Below are 17935 nucleotides of genomic sequence, written 5' to 3'. Positions count from 1 at the left end.
AAATTATAGCCATCCTAACGAATGGTTCGGAATGTTCTTCGTACACCAGATTTCGCGGCCGTTGTTTGTCACGTTGGCGGTTCTGTCGCCACCCCGGCTAGGTGAGACTTTTCGGGAACGCTTCGGCTGACGGCACGGGTGGCCACGATCGACGCTGACCGCCCGGACCGCCGGCACAGCGACCGGCCGAAGCGGCTACACTAGCCAGTACAACCGGCTTCGGATCAGGAGACCCCAGGAAAAGCCATGGATATTTTCACGTCGATGGAAGCCTTCGTGCGGGCCGCGGAAGCGCAGAGCTTTGCTGGCGCCGCGCGCCAGTTGGGCGTCGCCAAATCGGTGGTGACTTCGCGCGTCAAGCAGCTCGAAGACCATTTCGGCGTGCCGTTGTTTCATCGTTCAACGCGGGCGGTGCGCCTGTCGGAGCTCGGCGAAACGTACTACCGCGAGTGCGCCGAACTGGTCAACAAGGTTCACGACCTGTCGGGCCGTTCGCGCGGCGATCCCCAGGCCCTCGCGGGCACGCTCAATATCCATGTTTTGCCGGGCTTCGCGCTTGGCCATTTTTCGCAGACGCTGATCGAATTCCGCGCCGCATATCCGCGCGTGGAGTTCGTCGTGACCGTCAACGACCGGGTCATCGATCCGGTCCAGGAAGGCTTCGATCTGGCCTTGCAGATCTATCCGCCGGCGTCGAACCTGCTGGTCGAGCGGCGTCTTTTTCCGGTGCGCGGCGTGCTGTGTGCGGCGCCCGGTTATCTGAAGGAAGAACCCCTGATCGAGACGCCGCTCGATTTGCTGCGGCACGATTTTGCCCGTTATTCGTACTACCCGTGGGGCGACAAGTGGCCGTTGATGCGCGGCAACGAGTGCTTCGAAATCGCGCTGAATCCGGTGCTCAAAACCAATAGCGTGCATCTGTTGCTGGAATTCGCGCGAGCCGGCGCGGGCGTCGTCTATCTGCCGACAATGGTCGCCGCCGCCGATCTGCTCGAACGGCGTCTCGAACGCGTACTGCCGGAGTACGCGGCCCCGCCGTTGTGGCTGTCGGCGGTCTATCCTGCCTCGCACCGCTCCACCACCAAGGTCAAGGCCTTCGTCGACTTCCTGCGCTCGCGCTATCTGCGCGAGCCCCAGTGGGACAGGGCGCTCGGCATTGCGCCGCCGGACGACGAGACGAAGAGCGTCGGCGAGGAACTGTCCGAAGACTGAGGTCCACCCGCCCGAGCCCGCGAGGGTTCGCCACCAGGTAGTTTCCCTGGCGGGAATTCGAAGCACCGAGTGTTCGCGTTTTCCGACCCTCAGAACATTGCTGTAGCGCCTGCTGCCACTTAATCTTCGATGCAAGCAACGCATTCGTCGATCAACTGGAGGCAGACATGCAACAAACCTGGTTCGGCAGCCTGGACAACTTTCGGAAAGGCTCCATCGAAATCATCAAGGGCAAACCGGAGCATTACGCGATGTCGAACGTGTTCGACGTAGCGAGCCGCGCCGAGCCTTACGAGAAAGTCGTGGTCGGCAAGAACCTCAAGTACGTGATCGAGACGCTGCGCGCGGAAGGTTCGTCGCCGTGGTTTGCTGCGTCGCACGATGAATTCGCGGTTGCGTTGGACGGCGAGATCGACATCTATTTCATCAAGCCGTCGGACGGCCCGCTGGTCGACGCGCAGACCGAAGGCAGCGTGCGGCTCGAAGGCCAGCCCTCGGGCCAGTCGATGGGCTATGTGCGGCTGCGCCGCGGCCATCAGGCACTGCTGCCCGCAGGCGCCGCGTATCGCTTTGAAGCAAGGACGAAGGGCGTGCTGCTCGTGCAGACGATCCTCGGACGCAATTCGGTCGAGAAGTGGGCCGACATCTGCATCCACTGAATCCCTCTACACGATCGATCCTTCTGGAGCCCATCATGGACAAAGCCAGCACCCTGCAAAACATCACCGCGAGCGAAGCCGACGCGGTGACCGGTTATCGCACCTTCAGCCTCGGTGATTTCGAATTCAGCCGCGACGCTTATTTCGCCACCGTCAGGTGGCCGGCCAAAGGCCAGACCCGCTCGCACCAGATGCATGCCGACGACTTCCTGCGCGCAATGATGCGCGACGTGGCGTGGGGCTTCTTCTACGGCTGGGTCAACTTCGACGAAGTGATCGGCACGCGCAATCACTACGGCAAGGTCGACATGTACGCCGGCGCGTACAACGCCAGCTTCAGGGAAGCGGGCATCGACCATACACAGCAGTTCGACACGCCGCTCATCATGGCGACCTTCAAGGCGATCCTGAAAGACTGGGTCAACGAAGGCTTCGACCCGTTCGCAGCGCCGGAAGAAACCGGCTCCGCGTTCGGCACCAAGCACGGCGACAACATTGCCGCGATCGAGCGCACGCGGATCGCCACCAGGCGCATGCCGGGCCTCGAAGGCGACTCGCCGTTGCGCGACGATTTGCCGGTCAATCGCCAGTTTGCCGACGTCGGCCAGGACGAACCGGAGATTCACGCGGAGCCCGGCTTTGAAGGCGCGCTGCACGCGTTCAGCCTCTTCAAGTACCTGTCGCGCTCGGACGTGACGTGGAATCCGTCGGTCACGTCAGTGTGTCAGCAAAGCCTGTTCTGCCCGACCACTGAGGAATTCGTGCTGCCGGTGTTCCATGGCAATGACCGCGTCGAGTGGTTCCTGCAATTGTCCGACCAGATCATCTGGGACGTCGCCGACAAAGACAGCGGCGAGCCGCGCGCACGCATCACGATGAACGCGGGCGATATCGCCGCCATGCCGGCTGACATCCGCCACAAGGGCTACTCGCAGAAGCGTTCGATGCTGCTGGTGTGGGAGAACACCACTCCCGATCTGCCGAAGCGCTACGAAAGCGGTGAACTGCCGCCGTATCCGATCCAGATGTAATTTTCCGGCCTTCCCTCCGATCGTCGATCGAACGGCGCCAGACCGCTGGCGCCGCGGGGGATGTCGCGTCCAGGTTTTACTTGCACAGGACTGACATGCAAACGCAACTCTTCATCGGCGGCCGCTTTGTACCGGCTGCAAACGGCGAAACACTCGCCTCCCTCAATCCGCACGACAACTCGGTGATCGCCGATGTCGCGATGGCGGGCCCCGCCGATGTCGATCGCGCCGTCGCGGCGGCGAAGGCGGCCTTTCCGAAGTGGAGCAATCTCGCCGCGATGGAGCGGGGGCGCCTGCTGCTCAAACTCGCCGACGCAATCGAAGCGAATGCCGACCGCCTCGCGCGCCTCGAATCGCTGGATACGGGCCACCCGATTCGCGATACGCGCAACCTCGACGTGCCGCGCACCGCGGCCACGTTCCGCTATTTCGGCGGCATGGCCGACAAGTTCGAAGGCTCGGTGATTCCAGTCGAGCAGGGCTTCCTGAACTACCTCACGCGCGAGCCGGTTGGCATCGTCGGCCAGGTGGTGCCGTGGAATTTCCCGCTGATGTTCACGAGCTGGAAGATGGCGCCCGCGCTCGCCGCAGGTAACTGCGTGATCATGAAGCCCGCCGAACTCACACCGCTGTCGAGTCTCGCGATTGCCGAGCTGATGGCGGAAGTGGGTTTTCCGGACGGTGTCGTCAATATTCTGCCGGGGTTGGGACATGTGGCCGGTCAGTACATCGCCGAGCATCCGGAGATCAGCAAGGTCGCCTTCACCGGTTCGACCGCGGTGGGCCGCAAGATCGTGCAGGCGTCGAGCGGCAACCTGAAGAAGGTGCAACTCGAACTCGGCGGCAAGGGCGCGAACATCGTATTCGGCGACGCGAATATCGATGCCGTCGTGCAAGGGTCCGCGTTCGCGATCTTTCATAACCAGGGGCAGGCGTGCATCGCCGGCTCGCGGATGATCGTGCATGAGTCGATCGCCGACGAAGTGCTCGAGAAGTTCGTTGCGCTGAGCCGCACGATCAAGATCGGTGATCCGCTCGATCCGTCGACCGAGATGGGGCCGCTCACCTCGCGTCAGCATCGCGACCGCGTGCTCTCGTTCGTCGATGTCGCGCGCGAACAGGGCGGCCGCGTGCTGGCAGGCGGCAAGGCGCCGGACAATGCCGCGCTGGCAAACGGCTGCTATGTCGAGCCGACCATCGTCGAAGCATTGCCGGAACATCGGGTGTCGCAGGAAGAGGTGTTCGGTCCGTTCATGACCGTCACGAAGTTCCGCACCGACGAGGAAGCGCTCGCGATCGCGAACGGCACCGAGTACGGTCTCGGCGCAGGTCTCTGGACGCGCGATCTGCAACGCGCGCATCTCGTGGCGCGCGAGATTCGCGCCGGCATGGTGTGGATCAACTGCTACAAGCGCGTGAGCCCCGCGTCCCCATTTGGCGGCGTTGGAGCGAGCGGCTACGGCCGCGAAATGGGATTCGAAGCGATGCGCGAATACACGCAGCCCAAGTCGGTCTGGGTCAACGTCGATGCGCAGATCCCGCCTTACTACCCGCGCTGAACCGCCATGGAACCGTTCATCTACAACGGCCTGCCGTCGCGCGTGATTTTCGGCGCGGGCAGTCTCGACCAGCTCGATCGTGAGATCGATTTGCTCGGCGCGACACGGGCGATCGTGCTGTCCACGCCGCAACAGCGCACCCAGGCCGAGGCGCTGGCTGCAAGCCTGGGCTCGCGAGCGGCTGGCGTCTATGCAGAAGCCGTGATGCATGTGCCGGTCGAAACCGCTCGTGCGGCGCGTGACTTTGCCAAACAGCTTGGCGCCGATTGCGCGATCGCGCTAGGCGGCGGTTCCACGACCGGACTCGGCAAGGCGATTGCGCTCGAAACCTCGCTGCCGATCATCGCGATTCCGACCACTTACGCGGGCTCGGAGATGACGCCGATTTACGGCCTCACCGAGGGCGGTGTCAAAAAGACCGGCCGCGATCTGCGCGTGCTGCCGAAGACGGTGATCTACGACCCGGCGTTGACCACGTCGCTGCCGCCCGCCTTGTCATTGACGAGCGGGATCAACGCAATCGCCCACGCAGCGGAAGGACTCTACGCACAGGACACGAATCCGATCATCACGTTGATGGCGGAGGAGGGTATCCGCGCGCTCGGTCAAGGCTTGCCTCACGTGATGCGGCAACCGGACGATCTTGCAGCCCGTGGCGACTGCCTGTATGGCGCATGGCTGTGCGGCGGGGTGCTCGGGAGCGTTGGCATGGCGCTGCATCACAAGCTATGCCATACGCTCGGCGGTACCTTCAATCTGCCGCACGCGCAGACGCACACGATCGTACTGCCGCATGTGCTCGCCTATAACCGCGAGGCTGCGCCCGATGCGATGAAACGCATCGCTCGCGCATTGCACGCCGACGATGCCGCGCAAGCCGTCTTCGATCTCGCTCGCGATCACGGTGCGCCGACTGCGCTGAAAGACATCGGCCTGACCGAAGCGGATCTCGATGTCGCACTCGATCTCGCATTGAAGAACCCTTACTGGAATCCGCGGCCAGTCGAACGAATACCGCTACGCGCGCTGCTCGAAGCCGCCTTCGACGGGCGACGACCTGATTAGCGCGGCACCTCACACCTATAAATACATTCCGGAGACAACCATGGACTCACATTCTTTCGATGCGAGGCGCCGCCGCTTCGTCAGCCTCGCGGCAGGCGGTGCGCTCGCCGCATCGACTTCGGCGTTTTCGCCGTTCGTCTTCGCTGCCGGCTCGCGCACGCTGAAAATCGGCTACGTATCGCCGCAAACCGGACCGCTCGCGCCGTTCGGCGAAGCGGATCGCTTCACGATCCAGCAGATGCAGGCGGCGCTGAAAAACGGCATCGTGATCGGCGGCAAAACGTATCCCGTGTCGATTGTCGTCAAGGACAGCCAATCGAATCCGAATCGCGCCGGTGAAGTCGCCAATGATCTGATCCTGAAGGACAAGGTCGACATCATGCTGGTGTCCGGTACGCCGGAGACTGCTAATCCCGTCAGCGATGCATGTGAGCTGAACGAGATGCCGTGCGTGTCCACGGTGGTGCCGTGGCAGCCGTGGTTCTTCGGCAGAAAGGGCGATCCGAAGAAGGGATTCCGCTTCACCTATCACTTCTTCTGGGGACTGGAGGATGTGATCGCCGTCTACACCGGGATGTGGCAGTCGGTGCAGACCAATCACAGCGTCGGCGGCCTGTTCCCTAACGATGGCGACGGCAACGCATGGGGCGACGCGAAGCTCGGCTTTCCGCCGGTGCTCGCCCAAAAGGGCTTCACGCTGAAGGACCCGGGCCGCTTCCAGAGCATGACGCAGGACTTCTCCGCGCAGATTTCGTCGTTCAAGCAGTCGAACGCGCAGATCGTCACCGGCGTCGTGATCCCGCCCGATGCAAAGAACTTCCTCGTTCAGGCGCGTCAGCAAGGTCTGAAACCCAAAGTCATTTCGATCGGCAAGGCGCTGCTGTTTCCGACCTCGATCGAAGCACTCGGCGATCTCGGCGATGGACTGTCCACCGAAGTGTGGTGGTCGCCGTCGCATCCGTTCAAGTCGTCGTTGACGGGGCAAAGCGCGCGGCAAGTCGCCGACGACTACGAGCGCGTCACCTCGAAGCAATGGACCCAACCGATCGGCTTTGCCCACGCGCTGTTCGAAATCGCCGTCGATTCCCTCAAGCGCGCGAAAGACGTCGACTCGAACGAGGCCATCCGTGACGCGGTGGCGTCGACGAAGCTCGATACGCTGGTCGGTCACGTCGCCTGGGGCGGCGGTCCGGTGAAGAACGTCGCGAAGACACCGCTGGTGGGCGGGCAATGGCGCCGTGCACAAGGATCGGGGCAGAAGCATCCCTTCGACCTCGCCATCGTCAACAACCAGCTCGCGCCGGGCGTGCCGCTGTCCGGCCCGCTCAAGCTGATCGCCTGAATTCAACGCGGAGAGCAGTGATGAACCCAGTGCTCAGACTAACCGGCGTATCGAAGCGCTATGGCGCGCTGCAGGTGACCGACGACATCAGCTTTGCGGTCGAACGCGGCGAAACGTACGGCATCCTCGGCCCGAACGGCGCGGGCAAGACCACGTTGTTCAACCTCGTCAGCGGCGACGTGCGGCCCGATCAGGGCAGCGTCGAATTCGACGGCGCGGACGTGAATCACCTGCCGCCCCATCGCCGGTGCGTGGCGGGGATCGGCCGCTCGTATCAGGTGCCGCGGCCGTTTGGCGGAATGACGGTGTTCGAAAACCTGCTGGTCGGCGCGACCTTCGGCGGTGAACTGAACGAGCACGCTGCGTACGACGTTTGCATCGACGTGCTCGAACGCACCGGCCTCAAAGCCCGCGCCAATCAGTTGGCCGGCACGCTGGGATTGCTCGACCGCAAGCGCCTCGAACTGGCCCGCGCGCTCGCGACGCAGCCGCAACTGCTGCTGCTCGATGAGATCGCCGGCGGCCTTACCGAGCCCGAAACGCACGCACTCGTCGACGAGATTCGCCGCGTCAAGGAGCGTGGCGTGACGATCGTGTGGATCGAACATGTCGTGCATGCGCTGCTCGCGGTGGCCGATCGTCTGCTGGTCATCAACTTCGGCAAGCGGCTCGCGGAGGGCTTGCCCGCCGCTGTGATGGACGACCCCGAAGTGCGGCGCGTGTATCTCGGACTGGAGGCTTGACCATGTCGGCATTGTTGGAGACACGCGCGCTGAGCGCGTTTTACGGTGACTTTCAGGCGCTATTCGGCATCGACGTGACCGTGGCGCCGGGCGAGGTGATCGCGCTGATCGGGTCGAACGGCGCGGGGAAGTCGACCTTTCTGAAATCGGTGGCGGGCCTGTTGCGCCCCCGCACCGCCGAGCAAATTCTTTATCGCAACGAGCCGATCGGCGGTGCGGCGGCTGCGAGCATCGTCGGCAAGGGCATTGCACTGGTGCCGGAAGGGCGGCGTCTGTTCGCGAGTTTGACCGTCGAAGAAAACCTGCTGCTCGGCGCCTTCAGCAAGCGGCCAGGACGCTGGAATCTGCAAAGCGTCTATGCGCTGTTTCCGGCGTTACAGACGCGCCGTCATCACGCGGCCACGGCATTGTCGGGCGGTCAGCAGCAGATGGTGGCGATCGGCCGCGCGCTGATGAGCAACCCCGATCTGCTGATGTGCGACGAACTCTCGCTCGGCCTCGCGCCAGTGATCGTCCGCGAGATTTACGCGGCCTTGCCCGCGATCGTCGCGCATGGCATGAGCGCGATCGTCGTCGAACAGGACGTGCAACTGGCACGCCGCGTGTCGTCGCGTTTCTATTGCTTGCAGGAAGGGCGCGTGTCGCTGACGGGCGTGTCGGCCGAGGTGTCGGACGAGGCGATCACGCAGGCCTATTTTGGAGCAGTCGCATGAACACGTTCATCAATCTCATCGTGCAGGGCGTGCTGTTGGGCGCGCTTTATGGGCTCTTCGCGATGGGCCAGTCACTGGTGTTCGGCGTGATGCGGCTCACCAATACCGCGCATGGCGACTTCATCGTGCTGCTGGTCTTCGTGTTGTTCGCATTGACGAGCTTCGCTCATCTGCCGCTCGCTGTCGCGCTCGTGCTGTTGCTCGTGATTGCGTTCGGAGCCGGTTACGCCGTGCAGTTCGTGCTGCTCAATCGCGTCAGTAGCCGTGATCCGTTGCCGTCGCTGATCGTCACGTTCGGCCTGTCGATCGTGATCCAGAACGTGCTGCAGCAGGTGTTTTCCGCGGACCCGCGTTCGATCGCCACCGGCAGTTTCGAATCGCGGAGCATCACGCTCGCGGACGGCATCACGCTCGGCTATCTGCCGCTCGTCACACTGGTGGCGACGGTGGCACTCGCCTTCGCGATGCAGTGGCTGTTCGGTCGCACGCCGCTCGGCCGCGCGTTTCGCGCCACCTCGGACGATCGCGAGATCGTGCAACTGATGGGCGTCTCGTATCGCCGCACCTATGCGCTGGCGATGGGCATCGCCTTCGTGCTGATCGCGGTAGCCGCGGCACTCTATTCGATGCGCACGGCAGTGTCGCCGAGCGATGGCCCCGCACTGCTTCTGTATGCGTTCGAGGCGGTGATCATCGGCGGAATGGGGTCTTTCTGGGGCACCTTCGTTGGCGGCATGGCGCTCGGCATTGCGCAGCAGGTGGGCTTTTACTTCGACCCCGGCTGGGGCATCTGGCTCGGCCACGTGGTGTTTCTCGGCGTGCTGGTGGCGCGGCCGCAGGGCCTGCTGCCGAAAACCGCATAGAGGCTTCGACATGACAACGCTTTTGAATCAGCCCGCAGCGGGCTTCGAGGTGCGGCGCGCGACCCGTGCGAGCCGCGTGGCGGTGATCGTGCTGTTGATTGTTGCGCTGGCGGTGGCGAGCGCGCCATGGTGGGCCGGACGCGATGCCATGCGCGACTTCGTGCAACTGGCGTCCTACCTGGTATTCGCGTTGATGTGGAACCTGCTGGCGGGCTATGGCGGGATGGTGTCGATCGGCCAGCAGGCATTTTTCGGCATCGGCGGCTACGGCATGCTGATTCTCGCGAACTATTGCGGGATCTCGCCCTTCATCGCGGTGCCGATTGCGGCAGTGATTGCGACCGCGGTGGCGATTCCGGTCTCGATGGTGGCGTTCCGGCTCGAAGGCGGCTACTTCGCGATCGGCACCTGGGTGATCGCGGAGGTGTTCCGGCTGACGGTGGCGAACGTGTCGGTACTCGGCGGCGGTTCGGGCACCAGCCTGACCGCATTGCAGGACGTGCCGCGTGCGCTGCGCGAATCGCTGACGCTGTGGCTTGCGCTCGCCATCGTCGCGGCGGCGATCGGACTGTTGTATCTGTTTCTGCGCTCGAAAGCCGGTCTCGCGCTGACCGCGATGCGCGACAACGCGGTGGCGGCGAGCAGCCAGGGCGTCGATGTGAAGCGTGCGCGCCTGATCGTCTATCTGGTGTCGGCGTGCGGTACCGCGTTGGCGGGCGGCCTGTACTTCGTCGGCAATCTGCGCATTTCGCCCGACGCCGCGTTCTCGGTGAACTGGAGCGCGTTCGGCATTTTTATCGTGATGATCGGCGGTCTGGGCACGCTCGAAGGACCGATCGTCGGCGCGTTGATTTTCTTCCTGCTGAACCGCTTTCTGTCCGATTTCGGCACCTGGTATCTGATCGGCCTCGGCGCGCTGGCGATCGTCGTGACGATGTTCTTTCCGCAAGGCCTGTGGGGCTTCGTATCGCACCGCTACGGCTTGCAATTATTCCCAGTGGGCCGGCGCGTCGTGTTTCGCGACGCCGGCCCGTCTCAACAACATTCGCCAGACGGCGCGACCGATTCGCTCGACGCGCCCTCGGCGGCACACCGCGCATGAGGCCGGCCATGAACAACTCAACCATTCATCCACTAACGCAAAACGTGCTCAACACGTTTGCCGATTGCACCGATCCGCGCCTGAAGCAGATCATGACCGCGCTGGTCAAACACCTGCATGCATTCGCCAACGAAGTCGAATTGACCGGCGACGAATGGCTTCGCGGCATCGAGTTCCTGACCGCCACCGGCAAGATGTGCCAGGGCATTCGCCAGGAGTTCATTCTCCTATCGGACACACTCGGCCTGTCGATCATGGTTGATGCGATCAATCAGGGACGCGGTGGTGTCACCACCGAGAGCAGCCTGCTCGGCCCGTTCTATCGCGAAGGCGCCAAGGATGAAGAATTCGGCGCCAACATCGCGCGTACCGAAGGCGAGCCGACGCTAATTCATGGCCGCCTCGTCGACGAGCGCGGCACGCCGGTGGCAGGCGCATTGATCGAGGTGTGGGAGACGGCGAATAACGGCATGTACGAAGGCCAGGACCCCGATCAGCCCGAGAGCAACCTGCGCGGTAAATTCCGCTCGGGGCCGAACGGCGAATACGCGTTCAGGACCATCAAACCGACCAGCTATCCGATTCCGACCGACGGCCCGGTCGGACGGATGCTGACCGCGACCGGTCGCCATCCGATGCGGCCTGCCCACATCCATTTCCTGATCGTGGCACCCGGCTACGAGACGTTGACCACCGCGCTTTACTCCGAGGGCGATCCCTATGTGCACTCCGACGCGGTGTTCGGCTCGAAGCCGTCGCTCGTGATCGACTACGTGCCGAACCATGACGCGGCCGCGGCCAAAGAGTGGCATTTGCCGAGTCCGTTCTACGAAGTGCAGCGCGACTTCGTGCTGTCCACTCGGCAGGCATGAGGAGGCGAGGCAATGAACGCGGCCAGTCCCGAACCCCGCCAGGGCTTTCTCTGCACGCTCGACGACATTCCCGACGGCGGCGCGCTTGAAATCCCCGCCGACCAGGCCGGCGCACCAGGCATCGTGGTTCTGCGCCGTGGCGAAGACGCGTGGGCGTACCGCAACGTGTGCCCGCATTTCTCGATTCCCCTGAACTATGAGCCGAACACGTTCTGGGCCTACGACGCCGAATTGCTGATGTGCGCGCACCACAGCGCGATGTTTCGCTTCGAGGACGGCGTGTGCATCGACGGGCCGTGCGAGGGCGCGGCGCTCACGCCGGTCGATATCCGCATCGAGCAACGACAGATATTCAGTAACGATTAAAGCAGACAGGTATGAAGGTGAGACGCCAAAACGGTTGGCGTCTCACCTTCTCGCCTCACACTCGACGACTAGTGCGCGGCTAGCCCCAACAGCGCACGAGCCTGCGCCGGCGTTGCGACGGTACGCCCATGTTCCTGGCAAAGTTCAGCGACCTGTTGCACGAGCGCGGCGTTGGACGGTGCGAGCGTGTTTTTGTCGAGTCGCACATTGTCCTCGAGACCCGTTCGACAGTGACCGCCGAGTTCGAGCGACCAGCGCACCAGCGTGAGCTGATCGCGTCCGATGCCCGCGCCGGTCCAGGTGGCGTCGGGCGCGAGCCGGTGCAGTGTGCGCACATAGAACTCGAACACTTCGCGGTCCACCGGCATGGCGTTTTTGATGCCCATGACAAATTGGATGTGTAGCGGACCGACGATCTTGCCGGCTTGCTGCATTGCAACGGCCTGGAAAATCATCGACAGATCGAATGCCTCGATCTCGGGCTTGATGCCGTAGGTTTTCATTTCTGCCGCGAGCCACTCGATCAGATCCGGCGAGTTCTCGTAGACGCGGGTGGGAAAATTGACCGAACCGGATGCGAGCGACGCCATGTCCGGTCGCAACGACAGCATGCCGCCGCGTTCACGGCCCGCGCCCGAGCGACCGCCGGTGGACACCTGCGTGATGATTCCCGGTGCGTGTTTGCGGATCCCTTCCAGGACGCGTGCAAACCGCTCCGGATCCGAGGTTGGCGTCTCGTCGTCGTTGCGCACGTGCAGATGCACGAGCGTCGCGCCGGCTTCGAACGCCGCCTGGGTGGATTCGATCTGTTCGTCCGCGCTGATCGGCACCGCCTGATTGTCTTTCTTGCGCGGCAGCGAACCGGTGATAGCGACGGAAATAATGCACGGTGTGGTCATGGTTGATACCTCGCGAGACGGGAAAACATCATGTACCGGCCGGTGACTGGATTGATTTAGTGTAGGCGATCGGCGCGTTTTCACACACCCAACGCGAGCAACGGTCATTCCCAGACCTATCCTCGACAGCGGCCCCGGGATTAACCCGCCAACGGCGATTGGGCGGTTGTCGATCGATTCAGTCGTTTTAGGTCTGAGGGCAAAGCGCACCTGTCAAAGGTGAGCCATTCCAGGATGGTGAGGAATTCCAGGAGATGGTGCTCTGCAGGAGAGTGGTGAGCTGTTCCAGGAGCTGAACCGCGCCGTTGACGAGAGAAAAGCACGCAAAGGTGAGGCGTTCCAGGAGTTCGACCCATGAAAGGTGAGGCATTCCAGGAGGTGAGTAATGGTCACGGAGAATGCGCACCGACAATAAGGTGAGGATTTCCAGGCAGTCTGCCATCGCTGTTGATGGTGACGCGTTGATCGATCGGGGCCTCACCGTGTTGTGTACCGATGTGAGATGAGGTCGTTACTCGATGTACAGCTGTACGGTGCGTTCGGCGCGGTCGGCGCGTCGACAGACCGGTTTTGTGAGTTGATATGGATGTTGGGCCGTGGGCAAAAAATCAGTTGAATAGTCGTTAGGTGAGAATATTCGGGAGCGGGTGTGGTGAAAATAGTGCTACCTGTCGACGCACTGCAGATTTAATGGTGAGGAGATTCGGGAGATCAGGAGGGCCTCCCGTTTTTCCTGCTGTTTTGCCTGCGGCGGTGGTTTTTTTCTTAGCGGCCTATTGGCGTTCCTCCTGCTGATTGCCTACGGCGTTTGGTGTCTCTTTTCTTATTGGTTTATTAGCGTTCCCCCTGTGCGGGGGGGCACCTACTTTTCTTTGCCCACCAAGTGGACTTCCTTCGGGGCGCCTGCCGCAAAGAAAAGTAGGCAAAAGAAAGCGGCTCCAACCGCCAACATTTAAGCGGCTCCCCTGGCTTGGAGGGGATCGTGGCCCCGTAGAGATTGACCCTGCGCACATCCCCGCGTGAGTGACCAGGCCGTCATGCTTCCGGCGGCGCTGCGCGCGCCGACGCGGTACTTCATCAAACCGTCCGCCGGGTTCCAAAATTCTCGGTGTGTTTCGACGCCTCGCCGAGGCGAAGCCGATGGCCCCCACCGAGCGCAACCGAAGCGCTCGGTTTCCCTGGCAGACCCATCCGCGACGCACGTAGTGCGGAGTGGGAGCGGATGACGGCTGTGTCACAGACCGTTATGGACCGAGGTGTGATCCGTTAATCGGACCACCAGCCCCTCCAAGCCAGGGGACCCACTTAAATGTTGGCGGTTTTGAACTGCACCCCAAAAGTTGGACACCGATCCAACCTTTGGGGTGTTTTTCATGGCCAAGTACAGTGAGCAGTTAAAGCTGAAACTGGTGAAGCAGTACGTGACCGGTTCGGCTGGTGTCGAGGTACTTGCAAAGCGGTACGGAGTGAGCCGCTCGGTTTTGCAGCTCTGGATTGCGGCCTACGAGCAACATGGACGGGACGGACTGCGCAAGAAATTCAGTCACTATGACGCGCAGTTCAGGATGTCGGTACTCATGCACATGTGGCAGAAGAATTTGCCATACCGGCAGGTGGCTGCGGTGTTCGACATCCGCAGTCCGGGCTGCATAGCGCAATGGGAACGCCGGTATCATGATGGCGGTATCGACGCACTGGCGCCTCGTCCACGAGGGCGCCGCAAAACAATGACCCAGCCAGTTCCTGAAAAGCCAACCGAAGTCAGTGCGCCAGATAAGCGCACGCGTGAGCAGTTGCTCAAGGAAAACGAGTACCTGCGCGCGGAGGTGGCCTATCTAAAAAAGCTCGATGCCCTGCTTCAGGCGAAGAAGCAGGGCGCGCAAAAGAAAAAGCGCAAATAGTGCAGGAGCTCCGGCAGCACCATCCGATGCCCGCTTTGCTCAAGGCAGCGGGTCTGGCGCGCAGCACGTTCTACTACCAGTTGAGCGTGCCGGATGCCGGTGAGCGGCACAAGGACCTCAAAACCCGCATCAAGACTGTGTATGAACGCCACAAGGGCCGTTATGGCTACCGGCGCATCACGGCGGCGATCCGGCAGGCGGGCCAGAGCGTGAACCACAAGACGGTGCAACGTCTGATGGGACAACTGAAACTGAAATCGCTGGTGCGCGCAAAGAAATACCGCTCATGGCGCGGCGAAGTCGGGCGTATTGCGCCGAACCTGTTAAACCGCGAGTTCAGCGCACAGCAGCCCAATCAGAAGTGGGTGACGGACGTGACGGAGTTCAACGTGCTGGGGCAGAAGCTGTATCTGTCACCGGTCATGGATCTGTATAACGGCGAGATCGTGGCTTATCAGATGAACACGCGACCGGTCTTCGATCTGGTCAGCGGCATGCTGAAAAAAGCGCTGGCAAAGCTTGGTCCTCAGGAGACCCCGCTGCTGCATTCGGACCAAGGCTGGCAGTACCAGATGCCTGCTTATCGACGGCTGCTGGATCAACACGGCCTGACGCAGAGCATGTCGCGCAAGGCAAACTGCTACGACAATGCGGCAATGGAAAGCTTCTTTGGCACGCTCAAGGCGGAGTTCTTCCGGCTGAGCAGGTTTGAAAGTATCGACGAGTTGAAGGCTGGCATCAGACAATACATTCACTACTACAACCACACACGCATCAAGCTGAAACTAAACGGGCTGAGTCCTGTGATGTACAGAACCCAGCCCTCTCAAACCTGAACGCAAACTGTCCAACTTTGCGGGGTCAGTTCATTTGAGCCGCTTTCTTTTGCCTACTTTTCTTTGCGGCGGCAAAGAAAAGTAGGTGCCCCCCCGCACAGGGGGAACGCTAATAAACCAATAAGAAAACAAGGAAAGGCCAACGCCGTAGGCAAAACAGCCCAAGCAAACCCCAACGCCGTAGGCAAAACATCCCAACACCCCCAAAACCAAAAAACCCAAACCGTCATCCGTCAGTAACATGCGTGAGCAACAATCCCGACCACTGCGGGCACGACCAGCCACAAAACGCAGCACAACAGAACAGACCACCGCACCGCGGTAAAAAAAACAGCGACCCCACCACGAGGGCCGCCAGGCCACACCCTCGGGGGTAACAAATGACCATCCGTCATCGCATTACGCTATTGGTTGTCTTGATGTTCGTCGCCTTATCGGCAATCGGCGGCTACGCCGTCTACCAAACGCGTGGTAGCGCGGCCGAAGTCCGAAAGGTAACCGAAGGCGTCGTCCCCAGCGCGCTCGCTTCCGCCGACCTCGTGTCACAGGTCAAAGACGTACAACTAGCCACCATGACGCTGGTCTACGCGCCGGACGACAACATGGTCGCCCAGGCACAAGACGAGCTGAAGAAGAAAAAGCTCTCCCTGCAGCAGGCCCTCGCGCTGCAAGCCAAAGACGCCGCAAGCCATGCCCAGAAGGGCCTCGTCTCCCAGGCCAACGACAGCCTCGAAAACTACTTCTCCGCCATCGCCGAGACGGCGAAAATGAAAGCCGCCGGCAAGAATGAACTCGCCCAGGCCTATCTGTTCGCCAACGTCGCACAGTATCGCGACGAACTCGAAGGCATCGTCGAAACCCTGCGCGTCGAGAAGAACCGCGAGAAAGACGAGGCGATCAGCACGCTGAACGCCACACTCGCCACCACTACAACAGCCATCGCCGCCGTCACCGGTATCGCCATCATTCTGCTGACCTCGATCGGCGCGCTCCTCTATCGCCAGATCACCCGGCCGCTCAGCCGCATGCAGGCGATGATGAGCGAGATCGCGTCGAGCCAGGACTTCACGCGCCGCGTACCCGTGGGCCGGCTCGATGAGATCGGCCATTCGATCGTCGCCTTCAACGGCATGATCGAAAAGATTCAGGAAAGCTCGGCGCAGCTCAAACAGAAAACCGCCGACATCCAGGCAATGCTGCAGAACATGCAGCAAGGCATTCTGACCGTCATCGACGGCGCGGTGATTCACGCGGAATACTCGGCCTATCTGGAAGATATCTTCGAAACGAAGGACATCGCCGGGCGCGGTCTGATGGATCTGGTGTTCTCGGAGACCGATCTCGGCTCGGATGTCCTCTCGCAAATCGATGCGGCAGCCCACGCATGTCTGGGCGAAGACTGCATCAACTTCGCCTTCAATCAGCATCTGCTGGTGGGCGAGATTTCAAAGCGCATGCCCGATGGCCGCGTGAAAATTCTCGACCTGAGCTGGTCGGCGATCACCGACGAAAGCGACACCGTCGTGCGCCTGATGCTGTGCGTGCGCGACGTCACGGAACTGCGCAAGCTCGCAGCCGAAGCCAGCGAACAGCGCCGCCGCCTCGATATGATCGGCGAAATTCTTGCGGTCAGCGAAGAGAAGTTCCATCACTTCATCGAAAGCTCGGCAGGCTTTGTCAGCGAGAACGAGCGGATCATTCGCAAGCATTCGGAAGCCGATCACGCGGCGATCGCTGAATTGTTCCGCAACATGCACACGATCAAGGGCAACGCGCGAACCTATAACCTGCAGCATCTGACCAACGTGGTCCACGAAACTGAACAGAGCTATCACGAGCTGCGCCAACCCGACGCCGATCGCTCGTGGGATCAGGACCATCTGATGCAGGAGTTGACGCGCGTGCGCGAGGCGATCGAGAGCTACGCGAAGATCAACGAACAGAGCCTCGGCCGCAAGACGAAACACCGCGCAAACCAGACGGGCGAGACCGGCCGCTACGTGACGGTCGAAAAGGAGCACATTCAGCAGACCCTGAGCATGCTGGATAGGACCAACGCGGGCGAACTGGGCGAATTGCAGTCCATGCGCCATGCGCTGCGCAAGTCCTTGCTGGCGTTGGGTAGCGAAAGCGTGCGCGACGCACTGTCAGGCGTGCTCGATTCGCTGCCGTCGCTCGCGCAAGAACTTGGCAAGGAAGCGCCCCACGTTCGTATCGACGACAACGGCTACCGGTTGCGCGGGCAGGCGGGAGTCGCCTTGAGCAATGTGTTCGTGCATCTGCTGCGCAATTCGATCGACCACGGCATCGAGACCGCACAGGCACGCAGCGTGCACGGCAAGACCGGGGCCGGCACGATCGATATCGAAGTAGGCGTGGACAGCGGTGCGCTGCAGATCACGCTGAGCGACGATGGCCGCGGCCTCGCGCTGGAACGGATTCGCGATATCGCCGCGGAGCGTGGCTGGATCGGCAGCGACGAATCTCTCAGCGACGAAGCCATTGCCGAGTTTATCTTCCGGCCGGGTTTTTCGACCGCGGAAACGGTCACGGAAGTGTCGGGTCGCGGCGTCGGCATGGACGCAGTGCGCGATTTTCTCAGGCGCGAACACGGCAGCATCGAACTGCGCTTTACCGACGATCACAAGGGCGCGCCATTCCGCCAGTTTCAGACCATCGTCTGCCTGCCGGATAGCGTCGCGGTCGATACGCTCGGTGTCGAGGCGCGCGGCGATGCGGGCGAATTGCAACTCGACACAATGGCAAATTAAG

Annotated in this window: 15 protein-coding genes; 14 read left to right on the top strand and 1 reads right to left on the bottom strand. The window is 61.8% G+C overall.

Going from position 1 to position 17935, the window contains the following annotated elements:
• Positions 1-246: 246 nt before the first annotated feature.
• From PQR27_RS32630 to PQR27_RS32575, 12 genes are all read left to right on the top strand, one after another.
• Positions 247-1212, top strand: a complete 966-nt coding sequence (locus PQR27_RS32630) for a LysR family transcriptional regulator (protein WP_408527673.1) — start codon at positions 247-249, stop codon at positions 1210-1212.
• A gap of 167 nt (positions 1213-1379) precedes the next feature.
• Positions 1380-1871 (top strand): cupin domain-containing protein, encoded by a 492-nt coding sequence (locus PQR27_RS32625; RefSeq protein WP_408527672.1) that lies wholly within the window; start codon positions 1380-1382, stop codon positions 1869-1871.
• A gap of 35 nt (positions 1872-1906) precedes the next feature.
• Complete coding sequence (locus PQR27_RS32620) at positions 1907-2902, top strand: hydroxyquinol 1,2-dioxygenase (protein ID WP_408527671.1); 996 nt, start codon at positions 1907-1909, stop codon at positions 2900-2902.
• Positions 2903-2997: 95 nt separating this feature from the next.
• Positions 2998-4461, top strand: coding sequence for an aldehyde dehydrogenase family protein (locus PQR27_RS32615; protein WP_408527670.1), 1464 nt, complete (start codon positions 2998-3000; stop codon positions 4459-4461).
• Between the two features lie 6 nt (positions 4462-4467).
• A complete protein-coding gene (locus tag PQR27_RS32610; protein ID WP_408527669.1) occupies positions 4468-5526 on the top strand; it encodes a maleylacetate reductase in 1059 nt (352 codons plus the stop codon).
• A gap of 40 nt (positions 5527-5566) precedes the next feature.
• Complete coding sequence (locus tag PQR27_RS32605) at positions 5567-6868, top strand: ABC transporter substrate-binding protein (protein ID WP_408527668.1); 1302 nt, start codon at positions 5567-5569, stop codon at positions 6866-6868.
• Between the two features lie 20 nt (positions 6869-6888).
• The gene (locus PQR27_RS32600; RefSeq protein WP_408527667.1) at positions 6889-7611 is read left to right on the top strand and encodes an ABC transporter ATP-binding protein; all 723 of its coding nucleotides are present in this window, start codon (positions 6889-6891) and stop codon (positions 7609-7611) included.
• 2 nt (positions 7612-7613) lie between these two features.
• The gene (locus PQR27_RS32595) at positions 7614-8324 is read left to right on the top strand and encodes an ABC transporter ATP-binding protein (protein WP_408527666.1); all 711 of its coding nucleotides are present in this window, start codon (positions 7614-7616) and stop codon (positions 8322-8324) included.
• Positions 8321-9187 carry a branched-chain amino acid ABC transporter permease gene (locus PQR27_RS32590; RefSeq protein WP_408527665.1) on the top strand — a complete coding sequence of 289 codons (867 nt, stop codon included), beginning with the start codon at positions 8321-8323 and terminating at the stop codon, positions 9185-9187. The genes PQR27_RS32595 and PQR27_RS32590 overlap by 4 nt, the downstream gene beginning before the upstream one ends.
• Positions 9188-9197: 10 nt before the next feature.
• The gene (locus tag PQR27_RS32585; RefSeq protein ID WP_408527664.1) at positions 9198-10289 is read left to right on the top strand and encodes a branched-chain amino acid ABC transporter permease; all 1092 of its coding nucleotides are present in this window, start codon (positions 9198-9200) and stop codon (positions 10287-10289) included.
• Complete coding sequence (locus PQR27_RS32580) at positions 10286-11161, top strand: intradiol ring-cleavage dioxygenase (RefSeq protein WP_408527663.1); 876 nt, start codon at positions 10286-10288, stop codon at positions 11159-11161. Before PQR27_RS32585 ends, PQR27_RS32580 begins: the two co-directional genes overlap by 4 nt.
• 12 nt (positions 11162-11173) lie before the next feature.
• A complete protein-coding gene (locus PQR27_RS32575; protein WP_408527662.1) occupies positions 11174-11527 on the top strand; it encodes a Rieske (2Fe-2S) protein in 354 nt (117 codons plus the stop codon).
• 68 nt (positions 11528-11595) lie between these two features.
• Here PQR27_RS32575 and PQR27_RS32570 read toward each other — a convergent pair whose 3' ends face one another.
• Positions 11596-12426 (bottom strand): 3-oxoadipate:acetyl-CoA acetyltransferase, encoded by an 831-nt coding sequence (locus PQR27_RS32570; protein ID WP_408527661.1) that lies wholly within the window; start codon positions 12424-12426, stop codon positions 11596-11598.
• Positions 12427-13799: 1373 nt separating this feature from the next.
• Between PQR27_RS32570 and PQR27_RS32565 the strand changes: the two genes are divergently transcribed.
• Positions 13800-15163 (top strand): IS3 family transposase gene (locus PQR27_RS32565; protein WP_408522330.1). Its coding sequence is split into 2 segments (ribosomal slippage): positions 13800-14262 and positions 14262-15163, totalling 1365 coding nucleotides; the frame shifts between segments, so codons are not numbered across the junction.
• 380 nt (positions 15164-15543) lie between these two features.
• Positions 15544-17934 carry an ATP-binding protein gene (locus tag PQR27_RS32560; protein WP_408527660.1) on the top strand — a complete coding sequence of 797 codons (2391 nt, stop codon included), beginning with the start codon at positions 15544-15546 and terminating at the stop codon, positions 17932-17934.
• Position 17935 lies beyond the last annotated feature (1 nt).

This window comes from Paraburkholderia fungorum, from assembly GCF_046027215.1.
Lineage (GTDB): Bacteria > Pseudomonadota > Gammaproteobacteria > Burkholderiales > Burkholderiaceae > Paraburkholderia > Paraburkholderia fungorum_D.
This window is presented reverse-complemented; position numbering and strand designations above follow the sequence as displayed.